We start from the raw sequence: 25,090 nt of genomic DNA, 5'->3' as shown, positions 1-25,090 counted from the left end.
CGATGCTCGACAAGGCCCGCTTTCCCGGCGTGCACGCCAAGGACGACGTCAAGTGCCCGTACTGCTTCGCCGTCGTGCCATTGCAGCGTGTGCGGTTCCGCTGCCGGGGGCAGGCGGGACGCAGGCCTGGTTGTGCCCCCGTTCTGGACCAGCGGCTCGCCGACTACACGGGGTCGACGGCGGGCGCGTCACTGCCGCCGGTCTTCCCCGCGTCGGGGCGCCGCAGCCGCGCCGCCTGCCCGGACTGCGGCCAGGAGACCGGGAGCCGCGTCTGCCCTGAGTGCCACAACTCGCTGCCGTCCGCGTACTGCGACTCCCCCGGCCGGATCGTGGCCCTGGTCGGCGCCAAGAACGCGGGCAAGAGCACCTACATCGCGGTGCTCCTCCACGAGCTCATGAACCGCGTCGGCACCGAACTGGACGCCTCCCTGGTGGCGTGCGACGACCGTACGATCGAACGTTACAAGCGCGACTTCGCCCGGCCCCTGCTGGAGGAGCGGCGGCTCCTGCCGACCACGACGAGCGCGGCGACCAGCCCGCGCGAGCCGCTGGTCTACCTGCTGACGCGGAGCCGCAGCGGCGGCGGGTTGGGGGGCGGCCGACTCGGGAGCGGCCGGCTCGCGCGGAGCCGCAACGACTCGCTCGCGCTGGTGCTCTTCGACACCGCCGGGGAGGACCTCCGCAGCCGGGAGGTCCGGGACCTGCATCTGCGGTATCTGGAGGCGGCCGACGCGATCATCTTCCTGGTCGACCCGCTGGAGCTGCCCGGGGCGCGGGCCGAGGTCGCCGACGGGCTGCCGCCGCCCGCGACGTCCGACGACCCGGACAGCGAGCCGATCAACATCATCGCGCGGGTGACCGAGGCGCTGCGGGAACGGAACGGGACGAAGCCGGGTGACCGGCTGCGCGTCCCGGTCGCGGTCGCACTGACGAAGATCGACGCGTTGCGGCCGGGATTGCTGAAGCAGTCGGCCCTGCAGCGGACGCGCGATGGTGTGGGCGTGCTGGACCTCGACGACCGCGAGGCGGTCGACGAACAGGTCCGCGCGATGCTGCACGACTGGCAGGCGGGCGGCCTCGATCTCTACCTGCGGCAGCAGTACGCGGAGTACGCGCTGTTCGGGCTGTCGGCGCTCGGCGGGATACCGCACGACGGCAAGGTGGGCGCGGGAGGCGTGCGGCCGTACCGGGCTGAAGATCCGCTGTTGTGGCTGCTCTACCGATTCGGGATGCTGGCCGGCTCCCGTCCCGGCCCCGGGCGCTTCGGGCGCCGGGCCGCCGGGATGTGAGCACCCGTGGCCTGGCAGCTGCACTACACCTCGGCACGGCGTGGCCCGACCGGCCGGGCCGGATTCCAGTTCGTCGCCGAGACTCCGGGCTTGCCTGAGGGTGTGCGCGCCGCCGTCACCCCGCACCTGTCCTACCGGCCGCCGCCCAGCGCTCCGCTCAATCCGGACGAGGATGAGCTCGGCCGTTTCCCCGTCACGTTCCTGTACGACCGGGCAGGAGAGCGGGCGCTGCTGCTGTGGTGCCGCTATCTGGGCCAGGACTACTCGGGGCGATACGGCAATTTCTTCGCCCACGCCGTGGTGGCTGATCCGGACGAGCTGGAGGGACTGCGGCCCGCCGAGCTGTGGCGTGCGCCGCTGTGGTCGCGGCATCCCGAGGACGCCGGGGAACTGCCCGATCTCGACGAGCTGATCCCGGGCGCCGCGTTCGAGCCGGAGATGCTCGCCGAATGGCTCGCCGAGGCGTGCTCCGGAGACGACAAGGACGCCCCGTACGACCTCCTGACCCGGCTGATCGACGCGGTCGTCGCGGTGCTGGGACAGGGCCACGGCCGGGTCGTCCTCGTCGCGGACGACGTCGAGCAGATCGCACGCTGGATCGCGGTGGTGTCCTATTCGCTGCCGGTCGCCGCCGCGGCCCGGATGTCGTTCGTCACCTACAGCGCCGACCCCGGCAGCGCCGCCCAGCGCCTGGTCGGCACGACGCCGGACGTGTGGGCAAGCGCGCAACACCACACCACGGCCTTGCTATCGGTCGATCTACGGCATGGCGCAGGCGGGTCCGACCGGACCGGTGGTTCCGACCGGACCGGTGGTTCAGACGATGTGGATGGTTCTGGCGAGGCGGGGGCGGGGCGGTTCGGGCAGACAGTGGCGCGGTGCTGGCAGGCTCTGGACTTCGCGGGGCTTGACGCGCTGGGCGAGCTTGCCTTGCTGGATCCGGACCGGATCGATCCCGGCGTGCTCGACCGGGCGGCGGGGTTGCTGGCGCTGTGCCGGGGCGACGCGGCCGTCTCAGCGGAGGAGGAGGCCGCCGTCGCGGGCATGCTGACGCGGCATGGTCGTGCGGTGCCCGAGTGGGTCTGGCGGGATCTCGTACGGGGCGTTCCGTCGATCGGGTTCGACCTCGCGCTGGCCATCCATGACTGGGCTCTGGACGCCGGGGCTCCCGATGTCGCCGGTCAGTGCGCGCTGCGGGCCACCGTGGTCGCCCTGTCGGATCCGTCCGTACGGGATCGGCTGCCCGCGTACGCGCTCCCGGCCGGCTCGCACGATGGCCTGGTCCTGCAGGTCGCCGCCGCGCTGGCGGCGGCACCTGATCTGACCGAGGCCGTACGGGTGGTCGCGGTGGCGGCCGGAGCGGGAGCCGCGCCGTCCGAGGCCGAGGTGACGGCGGTCGCGGCCGAACGAGCCGAAGCCGGGGCCGCGGATCTTCCGACTGCCCTGTCGGTCTGCCCGCCCGAGGCCCGGGAACCCGTGCTGACGGGCGTGCTGGCGGGACTCGCGGCCGCCAGCGAGAAGACGCGGCACGCGGTGCTCACGAACACGGCGTGCGACCTGCTGTTCGAGCAGGAGCCGGACCGGCTGGCCGCGACCCCGGCCGTCGGGCTCGCGGTGCTCGCCTCGGTCGGCCACCGGCGCCGGGACCGGCGCCTCGCGGTCACCGGGGAGCTCCTGCGGATCGGGCGCGGCACCGGCGAGCTCGGCCCGCTGTTGAGCCGGGTCTGGGACAAGCCGCCGACCGTCGCCGAGTGCCTCGAACTTCTGGAGGCCCATTCCGAGGCGATGCTCGAACACCCGGAGTTGAGCGCGCTGCCGTCCCGTACGTTCGCCCGTTCGGCCACCTCAGGGGAGGCGGCGGCGCTGGCTGAGGCGGCGACCCTGCGGCTGGCGGCACGGGTGCGCACGCTGCTACCGGGGACGGGCGCCGAACGTGACGGCGCCGCGGTCCAGGCGTACGCCGACGTGGTGACCGCTGAACGGCCGGAACGGGCGGCGGCGGCGTTCGGCACGCTGGTCGGCGCGGGCGCCTCACCACGGCTGGCCGAGGCCGCGTTCGACGGAGCGGCGCGGCGGGTGGCCCGGCGGGAGCCGCGGTTCCGGGCGGCGCTGCTGGCCACCGCGTCCGATACCGTGCGGGCGCGGCTGGCCGCTTCCTGGACGGCCGAGCCGGCCTCCAGCCGCCGGGCCCTCGCCCGGCCGTCGGTGCGTTCGGCGGAGAACGCGCGGCGCAATGATCTGGTGGAGGTCGTCCTGCGGCTGCGTGTGCGCGGAATCACCGAGCCTTCCTTGGAGGCGTGGGCGCGTGCGGCGTTGTCACGCTTCCTGCCGTCCCGGCAGCTGGAGGCCTACTTCTCCGGTGACCGCGAGCTGCGCGGCGCGCTCAGGGACCTGATCGCCGAGACGCGCGGCTCCGGGCGGGGTGACTGACCATGCAGATGATCGCCGTCCTGCTGCTCGCCGCCGTCTGGGTCGCGATCATGTATGTCGGGTTCGTGATCGTGTTCCCGTATCTCTTCCCGGTCACGCTGATCGGGGCCGCGATCGGCGCCCTCGGCTTCTATTACCTGCACGCCTGGCGGACGCTCGCCCCCACCTCGGTGGACGGACCGTCACCGGTCTCGGCACCGGAGGTGTCGTATCGGCACTACCTGCTGGCTCAGGTGTGGCGGGACTGGTGGGCGATCGCCCGGAGGGTGGTCCCCGGGATCTGGAACCGCGCGGTGGGCGCCCTCACGGTCCTGACCCAGACCGTCCTGCTCGGGGGGTTGTGGGGCTTCTTCACGTTCCCGTTCTGGCTGGCGCTGTCCGCGGGGATCGTGGCGGCGGCCGTGCCGGCGGTGATCCTGGGCGTCGTCCTGACCGTACTGTACGGGGTGGTCGCCGCCATCGGGCTCGCGGGCTGGATGGTGTGCGTCCTCGTCCTCGCGGCGGTCGAGCGGCTCTTCATGGCGTACGGGCGGATCCTGCAGACCTGCCCGCATCCCTTCTGTTACGAGAAGGTCGGGCTTCCGGTCTACGAATGCCCGGGATGCGGCGCCCGCCATCCGAGGCTGACACCGGGGTCCGGCGGGGCGTTCCGGCACGTCTGCCGGTGCGGGGCGCGGCTGCCGACGACCGTTCCGCTGGGGCGTTTCCGGCTCGCGGCTTACTGCCCGCACTGCGACGGGAGGCTGCCCGAACGCATCGGGCGGGTGCGGGTCGAGCCCCTGCCGTTCGTGGGCGGGCCCGCGGCCGGGAAGACCACGTTCATGTTCCTGGGGATCAGGGCCCTGCACGCCCGGGCGAGTGCGGTGGAAGGACGGCTCGCGTTCGTCGAACAGCGGCACGCGCAGGCGTACGCGGGGGCCATCAGGGAGTTCCAGCGGGGCGGGCAGCTGGCCAAGACAGGGCCTGAGTTGCCTCTGGCCACGATGGTGGATGTGGAGCTGCCCGGGCGCGCGCGCCGGATCCTTTACCTCTTCGACCCCGCGGGCGAGCACTACACCGGCGCGACCGAGGTCGAGTCGCTGCGCTATCTCGATCACGGCGAGGCCCTGCTCTTCGTCGTCGACCCGTTCGCGCTGCCGCAGGTCCGGCGGTCGCTGACCGATGACGAGCGCGGGGTCGTGGACGGATCCGCCGCCTCCTCGGAGGAGGACCCCGCCGACACGCTGCAGCGCGTGCTCAACGAGCTGCGGTCCCGCCCCGATCGCGGCAGGCAGCGGCGGGTGGCGGTCGTCGTCACCAAGACCGACCTGCTCGTGCGCACCGAGATCGGACGGCCGCTGCTCAACGGCACCGACCTGCGCGGGTGGCTCGGCGAGGTCGGCCTCGGCAACACCGTGCGCACGCTCGACCAGGTCGCCGGCCAGGTGCGGTATCTCGGCTCCGGGCTGGAGACCGACCCCGCCGACGTCGCCGGTCTGCTGGGATGGGTGTCGGGCCTGCCGGTGAACGGAGCCTCCACCGATCGTCCATCCACGCCGGCGGCGGGCGAGGTGCCCGGGACGGCTCCGCTGCGTTCCCCCTGGCCCGTCCGGGGACGGGACGCCTCGCGGGTGCCGCTGGGGTACCAGCTGGGCCGCTGGGCCGTCCTCACCGGCCTCTCAGTGCTCATGATCGCGGCCATGGCCGCCTCGGTCGTCGTCGCAGCCGCACGACTCCCCTGGGGCTGACAGCTCCCCACGCGGCTGACAGCTCCCCAGGGTTGAGCGGCTCGTCTGGGGCTGATCAGCCTGGCCGGGTATATGCCTATATGCGGGTGGGGCGAACTCTGGCACGTGAGCGGGCGTCCCATCGAACAAGAGGGGTTCAGACCCCGCCAGAGGATGGGGGCAGCATATGCCCGAGCAATATCCAGGCGGGCCGGCGCAGGCCCCGGACGTGCCCGTCGCCGGCTCCCACGTGAAGTCCGCCGTCACGGAGGACCCGCCACCGGACCACACCGAGCCCGAAATGTCGGTGCGGGCCATGGTCCTCATGGCCGGCATCATGAGCGTGGCCGTGGCGTGCGTCTTCGGGCTCACCCTGCTCCTGGGCGGCGCATCGCCGAACGCCTCCAGGGCCCCGGCCGGTCAGGCCCCCTCCGGCCAGCAGGAGCCGCCCCCGAGCCCTGCCCCGAGCGGAACCTCCACGGCCCCGCCGGTCACCCTCCCGGCCGTGACCGGCCTCAGCACCACGTCCGCCGTCGGCCAGCTCGCGGCGCGCAAGATCCCGCTCGGCGCGGTCATCCGCGTGCCGTCCTCGCAGGAGGCGGGGCTGGTCGTACGCGCCTACCCCGCCGACGGAACCACCGTGCGATCCGACGCCCCGGTCACCCTCTACGTCTCCGCGGGCCAGGGCGGCTCGATCACCGGCAAACAGGTCGCGGTGCCGTACTTCATCGGGCTGAGCGAGGAGCAGGCACGCAGCACCGCGGCCATGCTGGGCTTCCAGATCACCCTGGCCAACACGGGCACCGTCGTGGCCACCCAGCAACCACGCCCGGGCGCCGTCTACCTGCGCGGCTCCACGATCACGCTCACACTCCGGTGAACACTGTGACGCATCGCACTTCCTGACGCGGCAGATAACTGACAGTTACTCCGTTACCTCTCATGGAAGCCGACCACGAGAGGTAACGACACGCCATGACCCAGGTGGTGCGCAAGACCGCCCCGGCCCCCGCGGACGACCACCGCCTGCGCCTGATCGTCATTCTGGGCGCGCTCACCGCCATCGCGCCGTTGTCGATCGACATGTACCTTCCGGCGCTGCCCCGGATCGCCACCGACCTGTCGACCGGCGCGATGCAGGCCCAGCTCACGCTGACGGCCTGCGTGGTCGGGCTCGCCGCCGGGCAGGCGATCGCCGGCCCGCTGAGCGACCGGTGGGGCCGCCGCCGCCCGCTGCTCATCGGCCTGCTCGCCTACGCGGCGGCCTCGCTGCTGTGCGTCGTGGCGCCCACCGTCGAGACGTTCATCGCGTTCCGGCTGATCCAGGGCGCGGCCGGCGCCGCCGGCATCGTGATCGCCCGTGCCATCGTCCGCGACCTGTACGACGGTGCGGAGGCGGCCAGGTTCTTCTCGATGCTGATGCTGGTGAACGGCCTCGCGCCGATCCTCGCACCGGTGCTCGGCGGCCAGATCCTCCGCGTCATGCCCTGGCCCGGCGTCTTCGCGGTCCTCTCGGCGATCGGCGTGGCGATGTTCCTGGCCGCACTTCTCGGCATGCGCGAGACGCTGCCGCCCGACCGCCGCGACACAGGCGCCGCCACACTCCCGACGTTCCGGACCCTGCTGTCCGACCGCCCGTTCGTCGCGTACGCGGTGTCCGGCGGTCTGGCCTTCGCAGCGATGTTCACCTACATTTCCGGCTCCCCGTTCGTCCTCCAGGACATCTACGGGATGTCGCCCCAGGCGTTCAGCGTGGTCTTCGGCGTCAACGCGCTCGGCATCGTCCTCGCAGGTCAGGTCAGTGGGCGCCTGGCGGGCCGGGTGGCGCTCGGCCGGCTGCTGGCCGCCGGCCTCACCATCGTCGCGACCGGCGGCGCGGGCCTCCTGCTCGCCGTGCTCGCCGATCTCGGCCCGCCGGCCGTCCTCCCGGCGCTCTTCCTCGTCGTCTCCGGCCAGGGTCTCGTCCTGCCGAACGCCGCAGCGCTGGCCCTCTCCGGCCGGCCGGCCAATGTCGCGGGCAGCGCCTCCGCCCTCCTCGGGCTCGCCCAGTTCGGCATCGGCGGCGCCGCGGCCCCCCTGGCCGGGATCCTCGGCCCGGACACCGCGGTCCCCATGGCCGTCACCATCGCCGCGACCGCACTGGCCGCCGCGCTCGTCGCAAGGGTTGCGTCAAAGAACTAACCGAACGTACGGTCGGGATGTGATCGTCAGAATCGGCTACAACGCCCCAGCGACGACCGACCTCCGCGCCCTGGCCCTGGGCCTCGAACGCGAGGGCTTCGACTCCCTCTGGGTCTCCGAACGCGCGACCGGCCCGTCCCCGGACCCCGTCGTCGCCCTCACCTACGCCGCCGCACTGACCTCCCGCATCAAACTCGGCACCTCGGTCATGACGCTGCCCGGCCGCCAGCCTGCGCTGGTCGCCCAGGAGATGGCCTCGCTCGACAATCTCTCCAACGGCCGCCTGCTCCCCGCGTTCGGCCTGGGTCTGCGCAACGTCGGCGAGCAGCAGGCCTTCGGCGTCCGCCGCGAGGAACGAGCCGCCATCTTCGAAGAGGCGCTCCCCCTCCTCCGCCGCTTCTGGGCCGAGGACGAAGTCACCCACCACGGCACGCATTTCCACTACGAGAATCTCCGCGTCCTGCCCAAGCCCGCCAAACGGGGCTTCGACGTCTGGATGGGCGGCGCCTCCGACGCCGAACTGCGCCGTACCGGCCGCCTCTCCGACGGCTGGCTCGCCGCGTTCATGACCCCCGCCGAAGGCGAACGAGGCCGCATCCTCATCCAGCAGGCAGCCGCTGAGACCGGCCGCGAGATCGAGGAAGAACACTTCGGCGCCGTCGTCCCGTACCGCCGCGGTCCCATCGACCCCCAGCTCGAAGCCCGCTTCACCCGAGCCCGAGCCGTCCGAGGCCCCGCCCCGCTGGACGACGTGGTCCCCACCCTCGAGAACCTGGAGACCCACCTCAAGCACCTGATCGAGGCAGGCCTCTCCAAGTTCGTCCTGGCACCCCTGGCCGCGCCACCCGACTGGGACACCGAACTGGCCGACGTCCGCGACGCCGCCCTCCCCCTCCAAACTCGCCGCTAGAGAGACACCCAAAGCGCACAAATCTTCCTGCTGTCAGCGAATTCTTGAGGCCCCTGGGTGGGCCCTAGGGCCCTGGGGCCGCCAATACCGGGGCCCTAACTTTATGGCTGATCGATCAACGGCAATTCGGCCGTTGAAAAGCCGAAAGGAATTCGTCCATGGCATCGACACTCGCACGGACCGGAGCGCTGCTGGTCACCGGCGCCGCAATGTCGGGCGCGATGGCGCTCACCGCCGGCCCGGCGTCCGCCGCTCCCGCCGCCCAAGCGACCGTCGTCCAGGCGGCCGACTCCGGTGCGGAGACGAACGCGCGCAAGTGCCGCAGCACCAAGAGCGAAATCTCCAAGCGTGTCCGGGTCACCGGCACGGTCTGCTGGGACAAGAAGGGCTTCACCGCAAACGGCACGATCAAGGACCTCTCACCGAGGGACAGGTACGTCAAGGTCGGCGTTCAGGTGAAGTACTCGAACCGGGTGGTCCGCCAGTTCTACCCCTCCTGGACCAACAAGAACCAGAGCTCCATGAAGTACTGGAGGGTCAAGGACAAGGGCGGCAAGTTCGTCTTCCGAGCCTGCATGAAGGACTCCTGGAGCAACGTGAAGTGCGGCGCCTGGAAGTAATCGACCACTGAAGCCCGGGCCGATGTCCTCCCACCACATCGGCCCGGGCCATGCTGCTCTTACGCCAGCCGATTTCTCGCGAAAATCCATAAGTGCTCAGCTCTTCTGCGACAGCCGGGCAATGGGCACCGGTTACCACCCTGATGCGGCGCCTCTGCCGATCACCGGCGCGCTGACCAGAAGGCGCATACTGTACTGACCATGACGGACGAGACCTCGCCCGAGCTGAGGGTGTCCTACGCGGATCGGGATCGAGTCGCCGAGCAGCTGAGGATCGCCGCCGGTGACGGCCGCCTGACCCTTGACGAGCTGGACGAACGCCTGGAGAAGGCGCTGGCCGCCCGCACCGCGGGCGAGCTCGTCACGCTGGTCAATGACCTCCCCCTGACCGGCCCGCCCGCCCCCAAGGACCTGGTCCAGATCGACGTCCAGGCCGCCTCCTCCAAGCGCGAAGGCCAGTGGATCGTGCCACGCGTTCTGGAGGTCACGGTGGACAGCGGCAGCGTGGTGCTGGACCTGACCACAGCCGTCATCACCAACCCGACTCTGCGGATCATGGCAGCCGTCACCGGCGGCAGCCTGACACTCGTGACCAGGCCCGGCATCGAGGTGGACGCCGACCAGGTCAAGGTCCGGAGCGGCTCCGTCCAGGTACGCACGCCCCCGGGCGAGGCCCCGACGACATCCCTCCGTGTCGAGGTGGCAGGATCCGTCGACGGCGGCAGCATCGTGGCCCGCCCACCCCGCCGCAGCCTCCTGGCCTGGCTCCTCCGCCGCCCACCCACCTACGGCACCCCGTAACGTTCCATGTGAGTTTTCGGATTCGGCGGGTGGGTGCTAGCGGGGGTCCAGGGCGGCCAGCACGAAGGCGGTCACCTCGTCCGCGAGTTCGGCCGCCGATTTGGCCCCGTCGGCGCGAAACCAGGACGGCATCTGGTTCACCATGCCGAGGGCGACGATGGTCACCGTGTCGGCTGACGCCGCGTTCGAGAAGACGCCCTCCTTCTGGGCCGCGGCCACGATACGGCGGAACGTCACGTGATAGCGGCGGCGGTCGGCACGGAGCACGTGCATGTAGTCCTCGTCCAGCCGGTGCGATTCGCGGGAGAACACCTTCGCCTCGTCGATGTGCTCGGCGGTGCTCTGGATCAGCTCGGTGAGGATGGCGCGGATCGTCTCGCGAGGGGGCCGCCCGGCCGCCACCACGCGGTCGAGATCGGCCAGCTGGCGGGCGATCAGCGTGTGGTAGATCTCGTAGAGGAGATCATCTTTGGAGTCGAAGTAGTGATAGAGGGCGCCCTTGGTGACCGCGGCCGCCATGACGATCTCCTGGACGGATGTCCCGTCGAACCCCCGCTCGGCGAACAGCCGCACCGCCGCGTCGAGGATCCGCCGCTCCACCGGGCTGGACCGCGGGGTCGCCGCCCTCCGGCGATCTGTCATCGTGCGGCCCTCCCATCGGCGTGTGCCCATTGACGTGTGACCGGGCTGGTCATAGCTTGCCAGAAACCGACCAGTCGGTATGCAGCCGGAGGAGACCCCGATGCCCGCAGTCGAGACCGCCCGTGGCCCCGTCGACCTCACCGCGCTGGGCCGCACGTTCATGCACGAGCATGTGTTCATCCTGTCGACCGAGCACCTCGAGAACTACGGCACCGGGGCCTGGTGGGACGAGGACGAACGGATCGAGGACGCGGTGACCAAACTGCGCCAGCTCGTGGACCGCGGGATCACCACGATCGCCGACCCGACCGTGTGGGGGCTCGGCCGCTACATCCCGCGCATCAAGCGCATCGCCGAGCTCGTGCCCGAGCTCAACATCATCGTCGCCACCGGCATCTACTCGTACGACGACGTGCCGTTCCAGTTCCACTACCGCGGCCCCGGGACGCTGCTGGGCGGGCCGGAGCCGATGGTCGCCGACTTCACCCGGGACATCACCGAGGGCATCGCCGACACCGGGGTCAAGGCCGCCTTCCTCAAGTGCGCGATCGACGCGCCGGGGCTCACGCCGGGCGTCGAACGCATCCTGCGCGCCGTCGCCGCGACCCACCGCGAGACGGGCGCGCCGCTCACCGTGCACACCCACAGCGAGACCAACGCCGGGCGGATCGTGGTTGAGCTGCTCGGCAAGGAGGGCGTCGACCTGACCAAGGTCGTCATCGGGCACGCCGGGGACAGCAACGACCTCGACTACCTCATGGAGCTCGCCGACACGGGAGCGATCCTCGGCATGGACCGCTTCGGGCTGGACCTGCTCAACCCCACCGCCAACCGGGTCAGCACGATCGCCGCCCTCTGCGAACGCGGCTACGCCGACCGCATGGTGCTCAGCCATGACGCCCACTGCTACATGGACTGGTTCGGGCCCGACCCCGAGAGTGTGCGCGGCATGGCGCCCAACTGGAACTACCGGCACATCAGCGACGACGTCCTGCCGTCCCTGCGCGCCCTGAACGTCTCCGAGGCCCAGATCGACCAGATGCTCGTCGAGAACCCCCAGCGCTACTTCAATCCGCGCTGACCGAGCTGACCGTTTCAGGACGGGGCCGCCCGGTGGGTGGGAAGATAAGTTCTCCTGCCAGGAGGTGCCCTTGATGCCGGAGTTGTCAGTGGTCATGCGCGGCTACGACCGGCGGCAGGTGGACGAGCTCGTCGCCCGGGTCGAAGGCACGCTGGGCCGCGCGCCGCTCGCCGGCAAGCCGATCACGCTGAAGGAGTTCGGCTGGATCGAGTTCGACATCGTGGTGCGCGGCTACGACCGCTTCGAGGTCGACGGCATGATGCGCGCCTACCGCCGGGAGCTGGCGGCCAACGAGGGCGTCGAGCTGCCCGCTGACCTCGACGAGCCCGACGCGGGTCTCGGGCTCATCCTGGGCTCCGCGGACGAGGACACCCCCGACACCCCGCTCTTCAGCGAGATCCGCGGCGAGCACTCGTTCCCCGTGCGGTTCCGCGGCTACGACCGCGCCCAGGTCAACGACCTCATCGCCCGCATTTGGGGCACGCTCGGCCGCGCCCCGCTGAACGGCGTCCCGGTGACCCGCGAGGAGCTCAACAACCCGCGGCTGGACGTCGTCCTGCGTGGCTATGACCGCCCGACCGTCGAGGTGGCGCTGGGCCGGTATCTTCGCGAGCTTCTCGAACGCCGCTGACTCTCCGCGCGTATATCGGTGTAGATCGCCCGTTTTCTGGGCAACGCTCGCCTGAGGAGGCACGTCTTGCACGAGAGTCGGAGCGGTCGCGGAGCCGGTACCGCGGGCGGTTGCGTCATCGTCGCGGCCCTGGTCGTCGCGGCCGCTGTCGCGCTGGTCTCAGTCCTGCTCGGCCGCCCGATCCCGGGACTCCAGCAGCAAGGCGACACGGTGGCCGCGCCCCAGAGCACGGCCGAGGCGCCGAGGAGCACGAAGCCGAGCGGACGCAAGCCCGGCGTCGTCAACATCTTCACCGAGCAGGGCCTGCGCAACTCGGGCGCGGCCGGGACCGGCATCGTCATCGACTCCGCGGGCCTGGTGCTCACCAACAACCACGTGATCCAGGGCGCGACCGAGATCAGGGGCACCAACACCGACAACCGCCGCACCTACCGGGCCGAGGTGCTCGGTTACCAGAAGGCCGGCGACATCGCCCTGATCAGGCTGACCGGGGCCGCCGGCCTCAAGCCCGCCGTGTTCGACACCACCGGCGACACCCGCCGGGGCGACGTCGTCACCGCGGTCGGCAACGCGGGCGGCAAGGGCGGCAACCCCGAGGTCGTCACCGGCACGATCACCGCGCTCGACCGGGAGATCACCGCGACCGACCAGTCCGACGGCAGTTCCGAGCGCCTGGACGGGCTCATCGAGACGAACGCGCCGATCAAGCCCGGCGACTCCGGCGGCCCGCTGCTCAACACCAGGGGCCGCGTCATCGGCATGAACACGGCCGCCTCCGCCAACTACAGCATGAAATTGGAGGGCGGTTCCCGGGGCTACGCCATCACCTCCCGCCAGGCACTCGCCATCGTCCGGCAGATCCAGCGCGGCGACTCCTCCAACGGCGTGCACATCGGCCGTACGGCGCTGCTCGGCGTGCAGGTCCGCACTCCCACCACCCAGTCCGGCGGCCAGGGCAACGGCGCGTTCATCACCGGCCTGCTCCCCGGCACGCCCGCCGAACGGGACGGGCTGCGCCGCTCAACGACCATCGTCGCCCTGGACGACGAGCCGGTCGACTCCCCCGGCGGTCTCACCGACCTCCTGCTCCAGCACCAGCCAGGCGACACGGTCCGGGTCATCTGGACCGACCGGGCAGGCAACCGCTTCGCCACCCCCGTGACCCTTGGCAACGGCCCCCCGCAGTAGCCCGGTCTTTCGTCAGGAGGCCTCGGCTGCGGCCGTGGCGGTCGTGTTTGGGGCAGGCTGCTTACGCAGTGGTCCTACGCAGGGGTCGCGTTGGTCTGTTTCGTCCAGTTGCGGAGGGCGTGCTCGGGGCGGTGGGCGGTCGTGCCGGAGTCGATCACGATGGTCTGGCCGGTGATGCAGCGCGCCTCGGAGGAGGCCAGGAAGGCTACGAGGGCTGCCACGTCCTCGGGCTCGGCGGGGTCGGGGAGGATGCGTTCGGCTGCCTTCTCGGCGAGGCGTTCGGGTGACATCACGCGACGGGCGGCCTCGGTCAGGACCAGGCCGGGTGCGACGGCGTTGCAGCGGATGCCGCGGTCGCCGTACATCGTGGCCACATAGCGGGTGAACGAGACGAGCGCGGCCTTCGCGGACCCGTAGGCGGCGTGGTCGGTGTCGCCGACGAGCGCCGAGACGGAGGACGTGTTGATGATCGCCGATCCCGGGGGCAGGTGCGGCACGGCGTGCTTGACGCACAACATCGGGCCCCGCAGGTTGACCGCGAGCGTACGGTCCCAGACGTCGACGTCCATCTCGGTGAGCCCGAGGTCGCGGCCGTAGACGTCGCGGGACAGCACGGCGGCGTTGTTGTGCAGGACGTCGAGCCGGCCGTGGGCGTCGAGGACGGCGGCGATCATGGCGCGGACGTCGTCCTCGCTGCTCACGTCGGCGGTGAACGGGTGGGCGGTGCCCTCGTTCTTGATGATCAGGCGGGCGGTCTCGGCGGCCGTGGAGGGGTTGATGTCGGCGACCGCGACCCTGGCTCCTTCGGCGGCCAGGCGCATGGCGCAGGCACGGCCGATGCCCGAGCCCGCCCCGGTCACCAGGGCGACCTTGCCGGCGAACCTCACCGTTCGTCCCACTCGACCGGGAGTGCCGCCAGGCCGCGGCCGACCAGGCTTCTGCGGTAGGTGGGGTTGGCGTTTGGAGCGAGGCGGAGGGAGGGCATGCGGGTGATCAGTTGTTCGAAGGCGATCTGCATCTTGAGCCGGCTCAGCGCCGCCCCGACGCAGTGGTGGACGCCGTAGCCGAAGACCAGATGGTCGCGGGCGTTGGGCCGCCGGATGTCAAAGCGTTCGGGCTCGGGGAAGGCCGTCTCGTCGTGCCCCGCTGAGTCGGCGTGCAGCAGAATCTGGACGCCCTCGGGGATGGTCACGCCATGCAGGCCCACCGGGGTGGTCGTGGTGCGGAAGCTGCCCAGGCTGGCACCGTCGATGCGGAAGCTCTCCTCGATCATTCCCGGGATGAGCGCGGGGTCGGCGACGATCTCCTCCCAGACATCGCGTTCGCGCATGAGGCGGTAGACGGCGTTGGACACGCCGTTCGGCACGGTGTCGTTGCCGCCGAGGAGCAGCGCGCTGATCGTCTCCACGACCTCGCGGTGCGAGAGGCCGTCCGGGCCGGTGTCGATGAGCTCGGCCATGAGCGACACGAAGTCGGCGCGCGGCTCGGCACGGCGTTCGGTGACCAGGCGGTCCACGTAGTCGAGGTACTTGAGGAAGTCCTGGGCGAGCTCGTGCTGGCGTTCCTCCGTCTGGGGCGACAGGAAGAGCTGGAACCAGGAGTAGACCCAGTGCTTGACCTGCTCCTCGTCCTCCGGCGGCACCCCGATGAAGACCGCCGCCAGCCGTGCGGACGGCAGGTGAGCGATCTCGGCCACGAAGTCGGCCTGGCCACGCGGGATCACCTGGTCCAGGACGGCGTCCACCTTCGTGCGGAAGTCGTCGCCGAGGCGGGAGACCGCGCGCGGCGTGAAGGCCCGGGAGATCGCGCGGCGCATGCGGGTGTGCTTGGGCGGATCCACGTTGGCCGCGAAGTCGTCGAGGAACGAGCGGTGCTCGCCGAGTGTCTCCTTCACAGCTTCGGTGAGCGTGCGCGAGATCGTCAGCGAGCCGACGCTGGAGAACGTCTCGTGGTCGCGATAGGCACCCCGGACGTCGTCGTAGCGGGTCAGCACCCACATCTGGAGGTGGTCGCTCCAGAAGACGGGCTTCTCGTTCCTTAGGTGACGCAGGAACGGATAGGGGTCGGCGACATGCCAGTCGGCGCTGACGTCGAAGTCCGCGGGGATCATGGGCGGCCGCCTCCGGTGAGGATCGTGCGTGGGTTGTCGACGAGCATCTGCGTGATCTGCTCCTCGCTGACGCCGGCGGCGCGCAGCGCGGGCAGCACGTCGCGGGAGATGTGCAGCAGGTGGTAGTTGGGATGGCGCTCCTTGACCACCTCGGGCTCGAAGCGGTCGTTGAAGCAGTACGAGTCGTGCGACAGGACCATCCGGGACGCGTGGCCGCGCTCGCACATCGCGACGACGGTGGCGACGCGGTCCTCGAACGAGGTGAACTCGATCCCGAACCGGTCCATCCCGAGGTACGACCCGTTCGCGACGAGCTCTTCCAGGTAGGCGAGGTCGGTGGAGTCACCCGCGTGCCCGATGACGACACGGGAGAGGTCCACGCCCTCCTCGGCAAGGAGCTTCTGCTGGTCAAGGCCATTGCGGGTCGCCGACTCGCTGTGCGTGGTGATCGGCACGCCGGTCTCCCGGTGGGCCTGCGCGACCGCGCGGATGACCCGTTCCACCCCGGGCGTGATCCCCTGGCGGCCGGTGGCGCACTTGAGCATGCCCGCCTTGACGCCCGTACGGCCGATGCCCTCGGTGATGTCGCGCACGAAGAACTCGGCCAGCCGGTCCGGCCCGCCGAACAGCGAGCCCGGCCCGCGGTTGCCGAAGTAGGGCGGCAGGGCGTCGTAGGTGTAGAGGCCGGTGGCCGCGACGATGTTGAGGTCGGTGAGTTCGGCGACGCGCTGGACGGCGGGGACGTAGCGGCCGAGGCCGATCACCGTCAGGTCGACGACGGTGTCCACCCCGGCGGCCTTGAGGTCGTTCAGCTTGCCCGCCGCCTCCTGGGCGCGCTCCTCCAGGTCCCAGCCCTCAGGGATGTCCGGCCAGTTCCAAAGGATCTCTGGGCTCAGCCCGAAGATGTGCTCGTGCATGAGCGTCGCGCCCGGCTCGGCGACGAGACCGCGAAAGGTCTCCACGCCCGTTCGCCCGGCGCCCGCTGGCTCGGCGCCCGCTGGCCCAGCGCCCGTTCGCCCGGCGCCCGCTGGCCCGGCGCCCGTTCTCGCGTCGCCCGCTTCCTCCGTGCCCGCTTCCTCGATGCTCATGGGGCTGGCACCACCGGGAACATGGGGTGGTCGAACGGCTTGTTCACCTCGAGGCCGAGGCCGTCGGTCTGCCCGTACGCGGCGCCGGTGTAGAGAGCGCCGGCGTCGAAGTAGGTAGCGGTGAACGACAGCCTCGGACTGTCCCGCCGGTTGGCCGGTGCGCCGTGGATGACCAAGGAGCTGTGCATGGTCGCGTCACCCGCCGCCAGGTCGATCGGCTCGGAGAGCTCCAGCGTCTCCAGCCACGGATGCTGGCTGAGCGCGTCGTCGTCCTCCCGGACGAAGCTGCGCCCGAGCGACCCGTACAGGTGCGAGCCGTTGTAGAAGCGCAGCGCGCCCATGTCGGCGGGGATGTCGGCCAGCGCCAGCCAGACGGTGAGCATCGCGGACCGGTCCATGGGCATCCACGGGAAGTCCTGGTGGAACACGGTCGCGCCGTGGCCGTCGCCGTTGGCGGGCTCCTTGATCAGGAGGTTGGTCACCTGGAGCCGGACCGCGTCCACGCCGACCAGCAGCCGGGTGACGTTGTGGGCCAGCTGGGGCGAGAGCGCGAGGGCGGCGTACGCCTCGTCGTGCTTGGCGATGTCGCGGTCCTGTCCGAACGCCTGGTCCACGAAGCTGTTGCGGAACCGTTCGCGCCGGTCGGCGAGCCGTTCCAGCGCGCGGTCCTTGAGGTCCGCGACGAACTCCGGCGCCACCAGGCCGGGCAGCCGTGCCCAGCCGTTCGCGCGGAAGTCGGCGATCTCTTGTTCCGTCACCTCGCGTACCGGTGCCCGCAGTACGGAAAGACCCATCGGCGCCGCCCTTCGCTACCGGCCAAGACTGTCCCTTCCCCCGCGACGGTAGCGCCGCATATCTTGGCGAGCAAGCGCTTGGTATACGGAGGTCCGATGTTCCGCTTCGCCGCAGTGATCCGGATGGCCGAGTCAGCCAAGGCCTGGGCGGAGAAGGCACGCCGCCTGGAGGACTCCGGATTCGACACGCTCCTCGTGCCCGACCACCTCGTCGGCCCGCGCTTCGCGCCCGTCGCCGCGATGACGGCGGCGGCCTGCGCGACGTCCCGGCTCAAGGTCGGCACGCTCGTCTTCGCGAACGACTTCCGCCATCCCGCCGTGCTCGCCAAGGAGGCGGCGACGATCGACGTGCTCTCGGACGGGCGGCTGGAGCTGGGGATCGGCACCGGCTGGATGGCCCACGACTACCACCGCGCGGGGCTGACCTTGGACCCGCCGGGAGTACGCGTCGACCGGCTCACCGAGGCCATCGACGTCCTCAAGGGCCTATGGCGCGGCGGGCCGTTCTCGTACGAGGGCCGCCACTATCGGCTCGACGGCTTGGAACAGGAGCCGGTCCCGATCCAGCGTCCCGGACCGAGGCTCATGCTGGGCGGCGGCGGGCCTCGCATGTTGCGGCTGGCGGCCCGCGAAGCCGACATCGTCAACCTCACCATGCGGGTCCGGGCCGACGGCGCCGGGCCGGACACCGCCGACGGCGGCCCCGACGCGTTCCGCCGCAAGATTGACATCATCCGCACCGAGGCGGGCGGGCGGGACGTCGAGCTCGGCACCTCGATCCTGAGCATCGGCCGCGACACCGGCCCGAACAGCAAGGCCGCCTGGAGCGCCGCCGCCCCCGAAGCGCAGACCGACACGCCGCAGGTGCTGGCTGGCGACACCGCGAAGATCTGCGACGACCTGCACCGCTGGCGAAGGGAACTCGGGCTGACCTACTTCGTGCTGCACCACGAAGCCGACCTGACGGCGTTCACCCCGGTGGTCTCGGCACTCGCCGGGAGCTGAGAGAACGAGCGGAACGAGCGGAACGGCTAGGACTCGCGGACTCTGAGCTCCTGGAGGCCGTGGAAGGTGGTCGAGTCACGCCAGCAAGGTTCGCCGGACGCCAAGGCCAGGCCGGGATACCGGGCGAACAGCCGCGGCAGCGCCTCGGCCGCCTCCATCCGGGCCAGGCCCGCGCCCAGGCAGAAGTGGTGACCGGCCCCGAACGCCAGGTGCGGCCCCGGCTCGCGCGCGAGGTCGAGCCGGTTCGGATCGGGGAACCGGCGCGGGTCCCGGTGTGCCTCGTCGATGGCCACGACCACCTGGCGGCCCGCCTCGATCCGGTGCCCGCCCAGCTCGTGGTCGGTCAGGGCAAGCCGTACGGCCAGCTTGACCGGTGACTCGGCGCGCAGCAGTTCCTCGACGGCGCGTCCGGGATCCGCGTGGAGGTGCGGCACCTGGCCGGGATGCCGCAACAGCGCGAGGGTGCCGTTGCCGATGAGGTTCGCGGTCGTCTCGTGTCCCGCGGCGAGCAGCAGAACGCACGTCCCCAGCGCCTCTTCGAGGGTCAGCTCGCCCTCGGCGAAGAGCCCGCTGATGAAGTCGTCGCCGGGATGCCGCTGGCGCTCGCTGAGCACCGGCAGCAGGAACATCGCGAGCTCCTGCGAGGCGGCCAGGCTCCGTTCGAGATCGTCGTCGCTCAGGCCGATCTCCAGCATGCGGACCAGCGCCGGCGTCTCGGCCCGGAACACCTCGGCGCCCTCCACCCCCACGTCGAGCAGCTCCGCGATCACGGCCAGCGGGATCAGGTAGGCGGCCTCCGCCATGAGATCGATCTCGTCGCCCTCGTCGAAGAGCCCGTCCAGCACGGCGTCGATCACGGCGACGACCCGTGGCCGGAGCCGTTCCACCGCGCGCGGCGTGAACGCGGGCGCGACCAGGCGCCGCAGCCGCGTGTGGTCGGGCGGGTCCATGAAGAGCAGGATGCCGGGCGGAAGCGTCCTCAGGATGACCGGCGCGATCGGGTTGCGGTGCGGATCGTTGCTCCAGCCCTGCCCGCGCAGCACTTCCGACGCCTCGTCGAATCCGGCGACGACGAAGGACCGGAGCTCATCCGCCCACCGAACCGGCTCGGTGAAGGTTCCCGTTGTCACGATGCTCCTTCCAGAATTCCTGGTCCTGCTCGCCGAGCGGGGTGGCGGGCGGCCCGCCGCGGTCCCATTCCCTGCAGATGCCGTCCCAGTGGCCGGTGGCGCGCAGGTCGCCCAGGACAGCCGTCATGCCCATGTCGATGCGCATGAGGAACAGATAGGCGGGCCCCGTGGTCAGCTGCCGGACCACCGAACGGTGGGGCCCGAACGGCGAGAACGCGTTCTGGACGATCTCCGCCGCTTCCTCGGGGCTGAACGTGTAGGGCTGCGGCTCGATCATGGACCGCAGTGACGACCCGAACCAGCCCATCAGCTCCCCGGGCGTGGGCGGATCGTCACTCGCCGGGTCGATGAAACCGATGGCCGTCACCGCGGCGGCCAGCGCGTCGGCGTCTCCGTCCACCGTGGCGGTGACGAAGCCGGCGATCCGGCGGACCTGCTCAGGCGTGAACCGGGTGACACAGCCGAAGTCGACGAAGGTCACCGTGCCGTCAGGGTTGAAGAGGTAGTTGCCGGGATGGGGGTCGGCGTTGAAGAGGCCGAGCCTGCGCATGCTGCCGATCGTGAAGCGATAGATCACCTCGCCCCAGCGGTCCTTCAGCTCCTGGTCCGCTTGGAGCGCCTCCTGCCAGCGCATCCCGTCCGCGAGGTCCTGGGTGAAGACGCGGCCGGTGCACAGCTCCGGCACGACTTCGGGGACGCGGATGAACGGATGGCCCCGGTAGGCATCGGCGAACTCTCTCTGGTTGGCGGCCTCGGCCTGGTAGTCGAGCTCACCGCCGATGCGTTCGGTCACCTCGCGGGCCAGCGCCTTGACGTCGAGCCGGGTCATGGCGCCGGTCAGCGGGCGGCCCAGTTGGAGGAACGTGGCCAGCAGCTCGGTGTTCTGCAGATCGGAGCGGATCGCCTCCGCCACCCCCGGATACTGGATCTTCACGGCCACCCGCCTGCCGTCGTGCAGCCGGGCGGCGTGCACCTGCCCGATCGACGCCGCCGCGAGCGGTTCGCGGTCGAACTCGGCGAACAGCTCCTCCGGCGGCGCGCCCAGCTCGGCGATGATCACGCCGCGCGCCACCTCGTACGGCATGGGCGGCGCGTCGTCCTGCAGCCGCTGGAGCGCCGCCCGGTAGATCCGCTGGTAGTCGCCGTCCACCGCCGGGGTGAAGTTGACGAACGAAAGGATCTGGCCGGCCTTCATCAGCACGCCCTTGGACCGGCCGAGCCGCTGGGCGTAACGCTCGGCGGCCCGGGCGTGGAAGTCGGCGCCGTCGTCCTTGCCCGTCACCCGCTTCCGCAGGGACGCGACCACCGCCTCCCCGGCGGTGCGGCTCGCCGTGCCGAGCAACGGAGCCGCGCGGACGACGCGGCCGCGGCGGATGGCGTGTGGTTCCTCAGCCATGAACAAGACCCCGTAAGTAGACACTGCCGTCGCCTAAGTGTTTACTTAGGAGCGTGAGCCAGTCAACCCCGACCCGTGAGCGGATCATCGATGCCGCGATGCAGCTGTTCGGTGAGAACGGCTATCGCGGAACGAGCGTCGCCCAGATCGAGAAGGCCGCCGGGCTGACCCCCGGCGCGGGCGGGCTCTACCACCACTTCCGCACGAAGGAGGCAGTGCTGCGAGCGGGCATCGAGCGGCACCTGGCCCGGCTGGACGCGCTGCGCGACATCCGCCGCCTGCTGGGCGACCTCGGCGACCTGCGCGCCGAGCTCACGCTGTCAGCCCGCTACATCCTGGCCGAGCTGGACGGCGAGGAGGAACTGCTGCGGATCCTGGTCTCCGAGGCCCGCAGCCGGCCCGAGCTCGTCGAGGTCGCGGTCGAGCAGCTGGTGAGCACCACCTACACCGAGTTCGCCGCCTGGTTGCGCGACCGCGCCGAACTCCCGGCGGAGCGCGCGACGGCCGTGGCGGCCGTCGGCCTGGGCTCCCTGCTGTCCTCGCGGATGCTCCGCAGCGTACTCGGCGTGACCTCGGTCGGGGTCGACGACGAGACGTTCGTCGCCACCTGGGTCGAGATGATGCACGCCCTGCTGGCGGAATGAGCGGCTGATCACATGTGACAACTCTGTTTCACCCCTTGCGCCGCACAACTCGTCCGTGTTCGGATTAGTTTCGCCAGATCGTCCGTGTCCGGACTACCTGAGCGTGGAGGCGCGCAATGGACCAGAACCTGCTGAACGAGATCTGCGTACGGCAGCTCACCCTGAGCGGGGTGCACGAGGGCGAGACCATCGCCGTGCTCTCCCAGGGCGACGAGCGGCTCGACTACGCCGACGCGTTCCTGTACGCGGCGAGCCGCCTGGGCGCGAGCTCGTACCACATGCGGCTGCCCAACTCCCTCGACCTCTCCGGAGCCTGGGCGGTGGGCGACTCCGGCCTGGGCGGCAACCCGGAGGCCGTCGAGGCGCTCAAGCGGGCCGACATGCTGGTCGACTTGAAGTTCCTGTTGTTCTCCAAGGAGCAGTTCGCGATCCAGGACGCGGGCACCCGCATCCTGACCTGCGTAGAGCCCGCTCCCCTCCTGGCGCGCCTGATGCCCACCCCCGAGCTGCGCGAACGCGTGGAGGTCGGCGCCGAGCTCCTCGCCAAAGCGGGCACCATGCGGATCACGAGCCCCGCTGGCACGGACGTCACGTACCACCTAGGCGTCTACCCGACTCTCAGCGAATACGGCTACACCGACACCCCGGGCCGCTGGGACCACTGGCCCGCCGCGTTCGTCTTCACCGGCGGAGCCGACGACGGCGTGGACGGCACCATCGTGCTCTCCCCCGGCGACGTCCTGCTCCCGTTCAACACCTACGTGCAGGCCCCCGTCACGCTCACCATCGAGCAGGGCTTCATCACCGACATCCGGGGCGGGCTCGACGCCGACCTGCTCTCCTCGTACATCAAGTCCTTCAACGACCCGCGTGGCTACGGGATGTCGCACGTCGGCTGGGGTCTCGACGAGCGCGCGCAGTGGCACGGCCTGACGCAGTTCCCCGGTGGCATGGGCATGGAGCTGCGGTCGTTCTACGGGAACGTCATGTTCTCGATCGGGCCCAACAACGAGCTCGGCGGCCCGAACGACACCCCATGCCACTTCGACATCCCGATGCGCGGTTGCAGCCTTTTCCTGGACGACGAGCCGATCGTCCGCGACGGCGATGTCGTCGTCCCCGAGATGCGCCCGGCCACCCGGAGGATCCAGTGACCGACCACCACATCGGCCTGATCGTGCCGAGCTCCAACCTGACCATGGAGACCGAGCTCCCCCGCATGCTCCGGGCCCGCGAGGACGCATACCCCGCCGATCGCTTCGTCTTCCACAGCGCCCGCGCCCGCATGCAGCACGTGACGCCCGAGCAGCTCCGCGCCATGAACGCCCAGGCCGAACGCGCCGCAGCCGAGCTCGCGGACGCCCGCCCCGACGTCGTCACCACGGCCTGCCTGGTGGCGATCATGGCGCAGGGCCCGCGCTACCACTGCACGGCCGAGGACTCCATCCGCGAGGCCCTCCGCGCCGAGGGCTCGCAGGCCCCCGTCGTGTCCAGTGCCGGAGCCCTCCTCACCGGCCTGGCCGCCCTCAAGGCAAAACGCATCGCCGTCATCACCCCGTACATGAAGCCGCTCACCCAGAAGGTCGTGGACTACATCGAGGACGCGGGCGTCGAAGTGGTCGACGCCCTGAGCCTGGAAGTCCCCGACAATCTCGCCGTAGGCCGCCTAGACCCGGCCGACCTCCGCGACCACTGGCGGAAACTATCCCTGACCAGCGCCGACGCACTGGTCCTCTCAGCCTGCGTCCAGATGCCGTCCCTCCCCTCAATCCAGGCAGTCCAGGACGAGGCGGGCCTGCCCGTGCTCTCCGCCGCGACCGCCACCACCTACAGCGTCCTGTCCACGCTCGGCCTCGCCACGACGGTCCCGAACGCGGGCAGCCTCCTGTCCGGCGCTCACTGACGATCTGGCCGCGGCGCGCAGGGTAAGGTTGCTGATCCAGGCACGATCAGAGGAGGTGGGTCCCGTTAACGCCAGTTCATGGCCGGGTGCTCTCACCTCACACCCATTCGGATAGAGAGCACCCTCCGGCACATCCCGAGAGGCTCTCTTGTCGATCGTCACCAAGCTCCGCGCCGCCGGCTGCGTCTTCGCCGAGGACGAAGCCGAGCTCCTCATCTCCACGGCCCGCACCCCAGCCGAGCTCGACTCCATGGTCGAACGCCGCGTCGCCGGACTCCCGCTCGAATACGTCCTCGGCTGGGCCGAGTTCTACGGCCTCCGCGTCCACGTCTCCCCCGGCGTCTTCGTCCCCCGCCGCCGCACCGAATTCCTCATCGACCAGGCCGTGACTCTCGCCACTCCCCTCACCACGGTCCTCGATCTCTGCTGCGGTTCCGGCGCGCTGGGGGCCGCGATCGCCGCGAACGTCGACCAGGTGGACCTGTACGCCGCCGACATCGAACCCGCTGCCGTTCGCTGCGCCCGCCGCAACATCACCAACGGCCAGGTGTACGAAGGTGATCTCTTCGATCCCCTCCCCGCTCACCTCCGGGGTCGCGTCGACATCCTGGTGGCCAACACCCCCTACGTCCCCACGGGCGAAGTCCCCCTGCTCCCCTCCGAGGCCCGCGACCACGAGCCCAAGGTCTCCCTCGACGGCGGCTCGGATGGCCTCGACATTCTCCGCCGCGTCACCGCCGCTGCCCCCGAATGGCTAGCCCCCGGCGGTCACCTCTTCATCGAGACCAGCAAACGCCAAGCCGAAACCGCCCGCGAAGCCTTTACCCAGGCAGGCCTCCAAACCCGGATAGCCCATTCCGACGACCTCAACGCCACCGTCATCATCGGTCAGCGGGCTCCATAGGTCGCGATGACCACCCCGGTAGCGGTGGTCACCGAATCGACGAGCCGCAACGAGGCGGTCGTGCTCTCCTCGAACAGGCGGCGCCCCGTCCCCAGCACGAGCGGGTGGATCTGGAGAACGAACTCGTCGACCAGATCCGCCCGCATCAGGGCTTGGACGAGCACGCCGCTCCCGAAGACCACGAGATTTTCGTCGAGACCACCCTTGAGCTTCGCGACTGTCTCCGCCGGATCACCCTTGAGCAGCACGGAGTTGACCCATTCAAGAGGCTCGTCCTGCGTCGCCGACACCACGTACTTCTGGACGCGGTTGAGCGCGTCGGTGAACGGATTGGGCTCCTGCTTCGGCCAGAACGACGCGAAGTCCACGTACGTCCGCCGCCCGGCCAGCAACGACCAGGACGCCCCCATGCGCTCGCCCATCGCGGCCGCCATGGCCGGGTCATTACGCTCCTGCGCCCACCCGCCGTGCTCGAAGCCACCCCGCGGGTCCTCGTCAGGCCGCCCCGGGGCCTGCATCACACCGTCGAGCGTCAGATGCTCGATCACCACGATCTTGCCCATGTCGCGCTCCCTCTCCTCGTGCTTTCACCTCCTACACGAACGGCCCTTCCCGAGATCGACAGTCAGGCGCAGGT

The 25,090-nt window shown here is 70.6% G+C and carries 24 protein-coding genes; 16 read left to right on the top strand and 8 right to left on the bottom strand.

What is annotated here, in order from left to right; all coding sequences use genetic code 11:
* Positions 1 to 2 precede the first annotated feature (2 nt).
* The 8 genes from ACH34W_RS02790 (at position 3) to ACH34W_RS02755 (ending at position 9,937) form a co-directional block, all read left to right on the top strand.
* Positions 3 to 1,289: a hypothetical protein gene (locus ACH34W_RS02790; protein ID WP_395959294.1), complete on the top strand. Its 1,287-nt coding sequence runs from the start codon at positions 3 to 5 to the stop codon at positions 1,287 to 1,289.
* 6 nt (positions 1,290 to 1,295) lie between these two features.
* On the top strand, positions 1,296 to 3,719 hold the full coding sequence (locus tag ACH34W_RS02785; RefSeq protein ID WP_395959059.1) for a hypothetical protein: 2,424 nt from the start codon (positions 1,296 to 1,298) through the stop codon (positions 3,717 to 3,719).
* A gap of 2 nt (positions 3,720 to 3,721) precedes the next feature.
* A complete protein-coding gene (locus tag ACH34W_RS02780; RefSeq protein ID WP_395959058.1) occupies positions 3,722 to 5,446 on the top strand; it encodes a hypothetical protein in 1,725 nt (574 codons plus the stop codon).
* A gap of 166 nt (positions 5,447 to 5,612) precedes the next feature.
* Complete coding sequence (locus ACH34W_RS02775; RefSeq protein WP_395959057.1) at positions 5,613 to 6,305, top strand: PASTA domain-containing protein; 693 nt, start codon at positions 5,613 to 5,615, stop codon at positions 6,303 to 6,305.
* A 95-nt stretch (positions 6,306 to 6,400) separates the two neighbouring features.
* The gene (locus tag ACH34W_RS02770) at positions 6,401 to 7,606 is read left to right on the top strand and encodes a multidrug effflux MFS transporter (protein WP_395959056.1); all 1,206 of its coding nucleotides are present in this window, start codon (positions 6,401 to 6,403) and stop codon (positions 7,604 to 7,606) included.
* Between the two features lie 19 nt (positions 7,607 to 7,625).
* A complete protein-coding gene (locus ACH34W_RS02765) occupies positions 7,626 to 8,516 on the top strand; it encodes an LLM class flavin-dependent oxidoreductase (protein ID WP_395959055.1) in 891 nt (296 codons plus the stop codon).
* 158 nt (positions 8,517 to 8,674) lie between these two features.
* Positions 8,675 to 9,136: a hypothetical protein gene (locus tag ACH34W_RS02760; RefSeq protein ID WP_395959054.1), complete on the top strand. Its 462-nt coding sequence runs from the start codon at positions 8,675 to 8,677 to the stop codon at positions 9,134 to 9,136.
* A gap of 201 nt (positions 9,137 to 9,337) precedes the next feature.
* Complete coding sequence (locus ACH34W_RS02755) at positions 9,338 to 9,937, top strand: DUF1707 domain-containing protein (RefSeq protein WP_395959053.1); 600 nt, start codon at positions 9,338 to 9,340, stop codon at positions 9,935 to 9,937.
* A gap of 36 nt (positions 9,938 to 9,973) precedes the next feature.
* On the opposite strand, the gene ACH34W_RS02750 is transcribed toward ACH34W_RS02755, so the two are convergent.
* Entirely contained in the window at positions 9,974 to 10,579 is a 606-nt protein-coding gene (locus tag ACH34W_RS02750; protein ID WP_395959052.1) for a TetR/AcrR family transcriptional regulator, read from the bottom strand.
* Positions 10,580 to 10,679: 100 nt separating this feature from the next.
* On the opposite strand from ACH34W_RS02750, the gene ACH34W_RS02745 reads away from it, so the two are divergent.
* The 3 genes from ACH34W_RS02745 to ACH34W_RS02735 all read left to right on the top strand — a co-directional run bounded on the left by ACH34W_RS02745 (position 10,680) and on the right by ACH34W_RS02735 (position 13,479).
* The gene (locus ACH34W_RS02745; RefSeq protein ID WP_395959051.1) at positions 10,680 to 11,660 is read left to right on the top strand and encodes a phosphotriesterase; all 981 of its coding nucleotides are present in this window, start codon (positions 10,680 to 10,682) and stop codon (positions 11,658 to 11,660) included.
* Positions 11,661 to 11,733: 73 nt separating this feature from the next.
* Positions 11,734 to 12,291 (top strand): DivIVA domain-containing protein, encoded by a 558-nt coding sequence (locus ACH34W_RS02740; protein WP_395959050.1) that lies wholly within the window; start codon positions 11,734 to 11,736, stop codon positions 12,289 to 12,291.
* 66 nt (positions 12,292 to 12,357) lie between these two features.
* The gene (locus tag ACH34W_RS02735; RefSeq protein ID WP_395959049.1) at positions 12,358 to 13,479 is read left to right on the top strand and encodes a S1C family serine protease; all 1,122 of its coding nucleotides are present in this window, start codon (positions 12,358 to 12,360) and stop codon (positions 13,477 to 13,479) included.
* A 74-nt stretch (positions 13,480 to 13,553) separates the two neighbouring features.
* Here ACH34W_RS02735 and ACH34W_RS02730 read toward each other — a convergent pair whose 3' ends face one another.
* From ACH34W_RS02730 to ACH34W_RS02715, 4 genes are read right to left on the bottom strand one after another with little or no spacing between them, the layout of a single operon-like run.
* Positions 13,554 to 14,366, bottom strand: coding sequence for an SDR family NAD(P)-dependent oxidoreductase (locus tag ACH34W_RS02730; protein WP_395959048.1), 813 nt, complete (start codon positions 14,364 to 14,366; stop codon positions 13,554 to 13,556).
* Positions 14,363 to 15,589: a cytochrome P450 gene (locus tag ACH34W_RS02725; protein ID WP_395959047.1), complete on the bottom strand. Its 1,227-nt coding sequence runs from the start codon at positions 15,587 to 15,589 to the stop codon at positions 14,363 to 14,365. The genes ACH34W_RS02730 and ACH34W_RS02725 overlap by 4 nt, the downstream gene beginning before the upstream one ends.
* Positions 15,586 to 16,677, bottom strand: a complete 1,092-nt coding sequence (locus tag ACH34W_RS02720) for a phosphotriesterase (RefSeq protein ID WP_395959046.1) — start codon at positions 16,675 to 16,677, stop codon at positions 15,586 to 15,588. The genes ACH34W_RS02725 and ACH34W_RS02720 overlap by 4 nt, the downstream gene beginning before the upstream one ends.
* Positions 16,674 to 17,471, bottom strand: coding sequence for a phytanoyl-CoA dioxygenase family protein (locus ACH34W_RS02715; protein ID WP_395959045.1), 798 nt, complete (start codon positions 17,469 to 17,471; stop codon positions 16,674 to 16,676). Before ACH34W_RS02715 ends, ACH34W_RS02720 begins: the two co-directional genes overlap by 4 nt.
* A gap of 96 nt (positions 17,472 to 17,567) precedes the next feature.
* On the opposite strand from ACH34W_RS02715, the gene ACH34W_RS02710 reads away from it, so the two are divergent.
* Positions 17,568 to 18,476, top strand: a complete 909-nt coding sequence (locus ACH34W_RS02710) for a TIGR03621 family F420-dependent LLM class oxidoreductase (protein WP_395959044.1) — start codon at positions 17,568 to 17,570, stop codon at positions 18,474 to 18,476.
* 26 nt (positions 18,477 to 18,502) lie between these two features.
* Here ACH34W_RS02710 and ACH34W_RS02705 read toward each other — a convergent pair whose 3' ends face one another.
* Together ACH34W_RS02705 and ACH34W_RS02700 are read right to left on the bottom strand one after the other, a co-directional pair.
* The gene (locus tag ACH34W_RS02705) at positions 18,503 to 19,606 is read right to left on the bottom strand and encodes a cytochrome P450 (protein ID WP_395959043.1); all 1,104 of its coding nucleotides are present in this window, start codon (positions 19,604 to 19,606) and stop codon (positions 18,503 to 18,505) included.
* Positions 19,563 to 21,002 carry an ABC1 kinase family protein gene (locus ACH34W_RS02700; protein WP_395959042.1) on the bottom strand — a complete coding sequence of 480 codons (1,440 nt, stop codon included), beginning with the start codon at positions 21,000 to 21,002 and terminating at the stop codon, positions 19,563 to 19,565. Before ACH34W_RS02700 ends, ACH34W_RS02705 begins: the two co-directional genes overlap by 44 nt.
* A gap of 53 nt (positions 21,003 to 21,055) precedes the next feature.
* Here ACH34W_RS02700 and ACH34W_RS02695 point away from each other — a divergent pair, with 53 nt between their 5' ends.
* The 4 genes from ACH34W_RS02695 to ACH34W_RS02680 all read left to right on the top strand — a co-directional run bounded on the left by ACH34W_RS02695 (position 21,056) and on the right by ACH34W_RS02680 (position 24,453).
* A complete protein-coding gene (locus tag ACH34W_RS02695) occupies positions 21,056 to 21,646 on the top strand; it encodes a TetR/AcrR family transcriptional regulator (protein ID WP_395959041.1) in 591 nt (196 codons plus the stop codon).
* A 116-nt stretch (positions 21,647 to 21,762) separates the two neighbouring features.
* On the top strand, positions 21,763 to 22,800 hold the full coding sequence (locus tag ACH34W_RS02690; protein WP_395959040.1) for a leucyl aminopeptidase: 1,038 nt from the start codon (positions 21,763 to 21,765) through the stop codon (positions 22,798 to 22,800).
* Positions 22,797 to 23,549: an Asp/Glu racemase gene (locus ACH34W_RS02685; protein WP_395959039.1), complete on the top strand. Its 753-nt coding sequence runs from the start codon at positions 22,797 to 22,799 to the stop codon at positions 23,547 to 23,549. The genes ACH34W_RS02690 and ACH34W_RS02685 overlap by 4 nt, the downstream gene beginning before the upstream one ends.
* A 148-nt stretch (positions 23,550 to 23,697) precedes the next feature.
* The gene (locus tag ACH34W_RS02680; RefSeq protein WP_395959038.1) at positions 23,698 to 24,453 is read left to right on the top strand and encodes a putative protein N(5)-glutamine methyltransferase; all 756 of its coding nucleotides are present in this window, start codon (positions 23,698 to 23,700) and stop codon (positions 24,451 to 24,453) included.
* Here the strand turns inward: ACH34W_RS02680 and ACH34W_RS02675 are convergent.
* Positions 24,438 to 25,016 (bottom strand): dihydrofolate reductase family protein, encoded by a 579-nt coding sequence (locus tag ACH34W_RS02675; RefSeq protein ID WP_395959037.1) that lies wholly within the window; start codon positions 25,014 to 25,016, stop codon positions 24,438 to 24,440. The genes ACH34W_RS02680 and ACH34W_RS02675 overlap by 16 nt on opposite strands.
* Positions 25,017 to 25,090: the final 74 nt, after the last annotated feature.

It is taken from the genome of Actinomadura sp. 6N118, assembly GCF_044326415.1.
Taxonomy (GTDB): domain Bacteria; phylum Actinomycetota; class Actinomycetes; order Streptosporangiales; family Streptosporangiaceae; genus Spirillospora.
Note: the sequence above shows the minus strand (reverse complement) of the source record. Positions and strands in the feature narration are given on the sequence as shown.

Bases quoted from the DNA above. Each gene is read 5' to 3' on its own strand.
- ACH34W_RS02790 (WP_395959294.1), top strand. From the start codon at position 3: ATGCTCGACAAGGCCCGCTTTCCCGGCGTGCACGCCAAGGACGACGTC.
- ACH34W_RS02780 (WP_395959058.1), top strand. From the start codon at position 3,722: ATGCAGATGATCGCCGTCCTGCTGCTCGCCGCCGTCTGGGTCGCGATC.
- ACH34W_RS02775 (WP_395959057.1), top strand. From the start codon at position 5,613: ATGCCCGAGCAATATCCAGGCGGGCCGGCGCAGGCCCCGGACGTGCCC.
- ACH34W_RS02770 (WP_395959056.1), top strand. From the start codon at position 6,401: ATGACCCAGGTGGTGCGCAAGACCGCCCCGGCCCCCGCGGACGACCAC.
- ACH34W_RS02760 (WP_395959054.1), top strand. From the start codon at position 8,675: ATGGCATCGACACTCGCACGGACCGGAGCGCTGCTGGTCACCGGCGCC.
- ACH34W_RS02755 (WP_395959053.1), top strand. From the start codon at position 9,338: ATGACGGACGAGACCTCGCCCGAGCTGAGGGTGTCCTACGCGGATCGG.
- ACH34W_RS02750 (WP_395959052.1), bottom strand. From the start codon at position 10,579: ATGACAGATCGCCGGAGGGCGGCGACCCCGCGGTCCAGCCCGGTGGAG.
- ACH34W_RS02745 (WP_395959051.1), top strand. From the start codon at position 10,680: ATGCCCGCAGTCGAGACCGCCCGTGGCCCCGTCGACCTCACCGCGCTG.
- ACH34W_RS02740 (WP_395959050.1), top strand. From the start codon at position 11,734: ATGCCGGAGTTGTCAGTGGTCATGCGCGGCTACGACCGGCGGCAGGTG.
- ACH34W_RS02725 (WP_395959047.1), bottom strand. From the start codon at position 15,589: ATGATCCCCGCGGACTTCGACGTCAGCGCCGACTGGCATGTCGCCGAC.
- ACH34W_RS02720 (WP_395959046.1), bottom strand. From the start codon at position 16,677: ATGAGCATCGAGGAAGCGGGCACGGAGGAAGCGGGCGACGCGAGAACG.
- ACH34W_RS02715 (WP_395959045.1), bottom strand. From the start codon at position 17,471: ATGGGTCTTTCCGTACTGCGGGCACCGGTACGCGAGGTGACGGAACAA.
- ACH34W_RS02710 (WP_395959044.1), top strand. From the start codon at position 17,568: ATGTTCCGCTTCGCCGCAGTGATCCGGATGGCCGAGTCAGCCAAGGCC.
- ACH34W_RS02700 (WP_395959042.1), bottom strand. From the start codon at position 21,002: ATGGCTGAGGAACCACACGCCATCCGCCGCGGCCGCGTCGTCCGCGCG.
- ACH34W_RS02690 (WP_395959040.1), top strand. From the start codon at position 21,763: ATGGACCAGAACCTGCTGAACGAGATCTGCGTACGGCAGCTCACCCTG.
- ACH34W_RS02675 (WP_395959037.1), bottom strand. From the start codon at position 25,016: ATGGGCAAGATCGTGGTGATCGAGCATCTGACGCTCGACGGTGTGATG.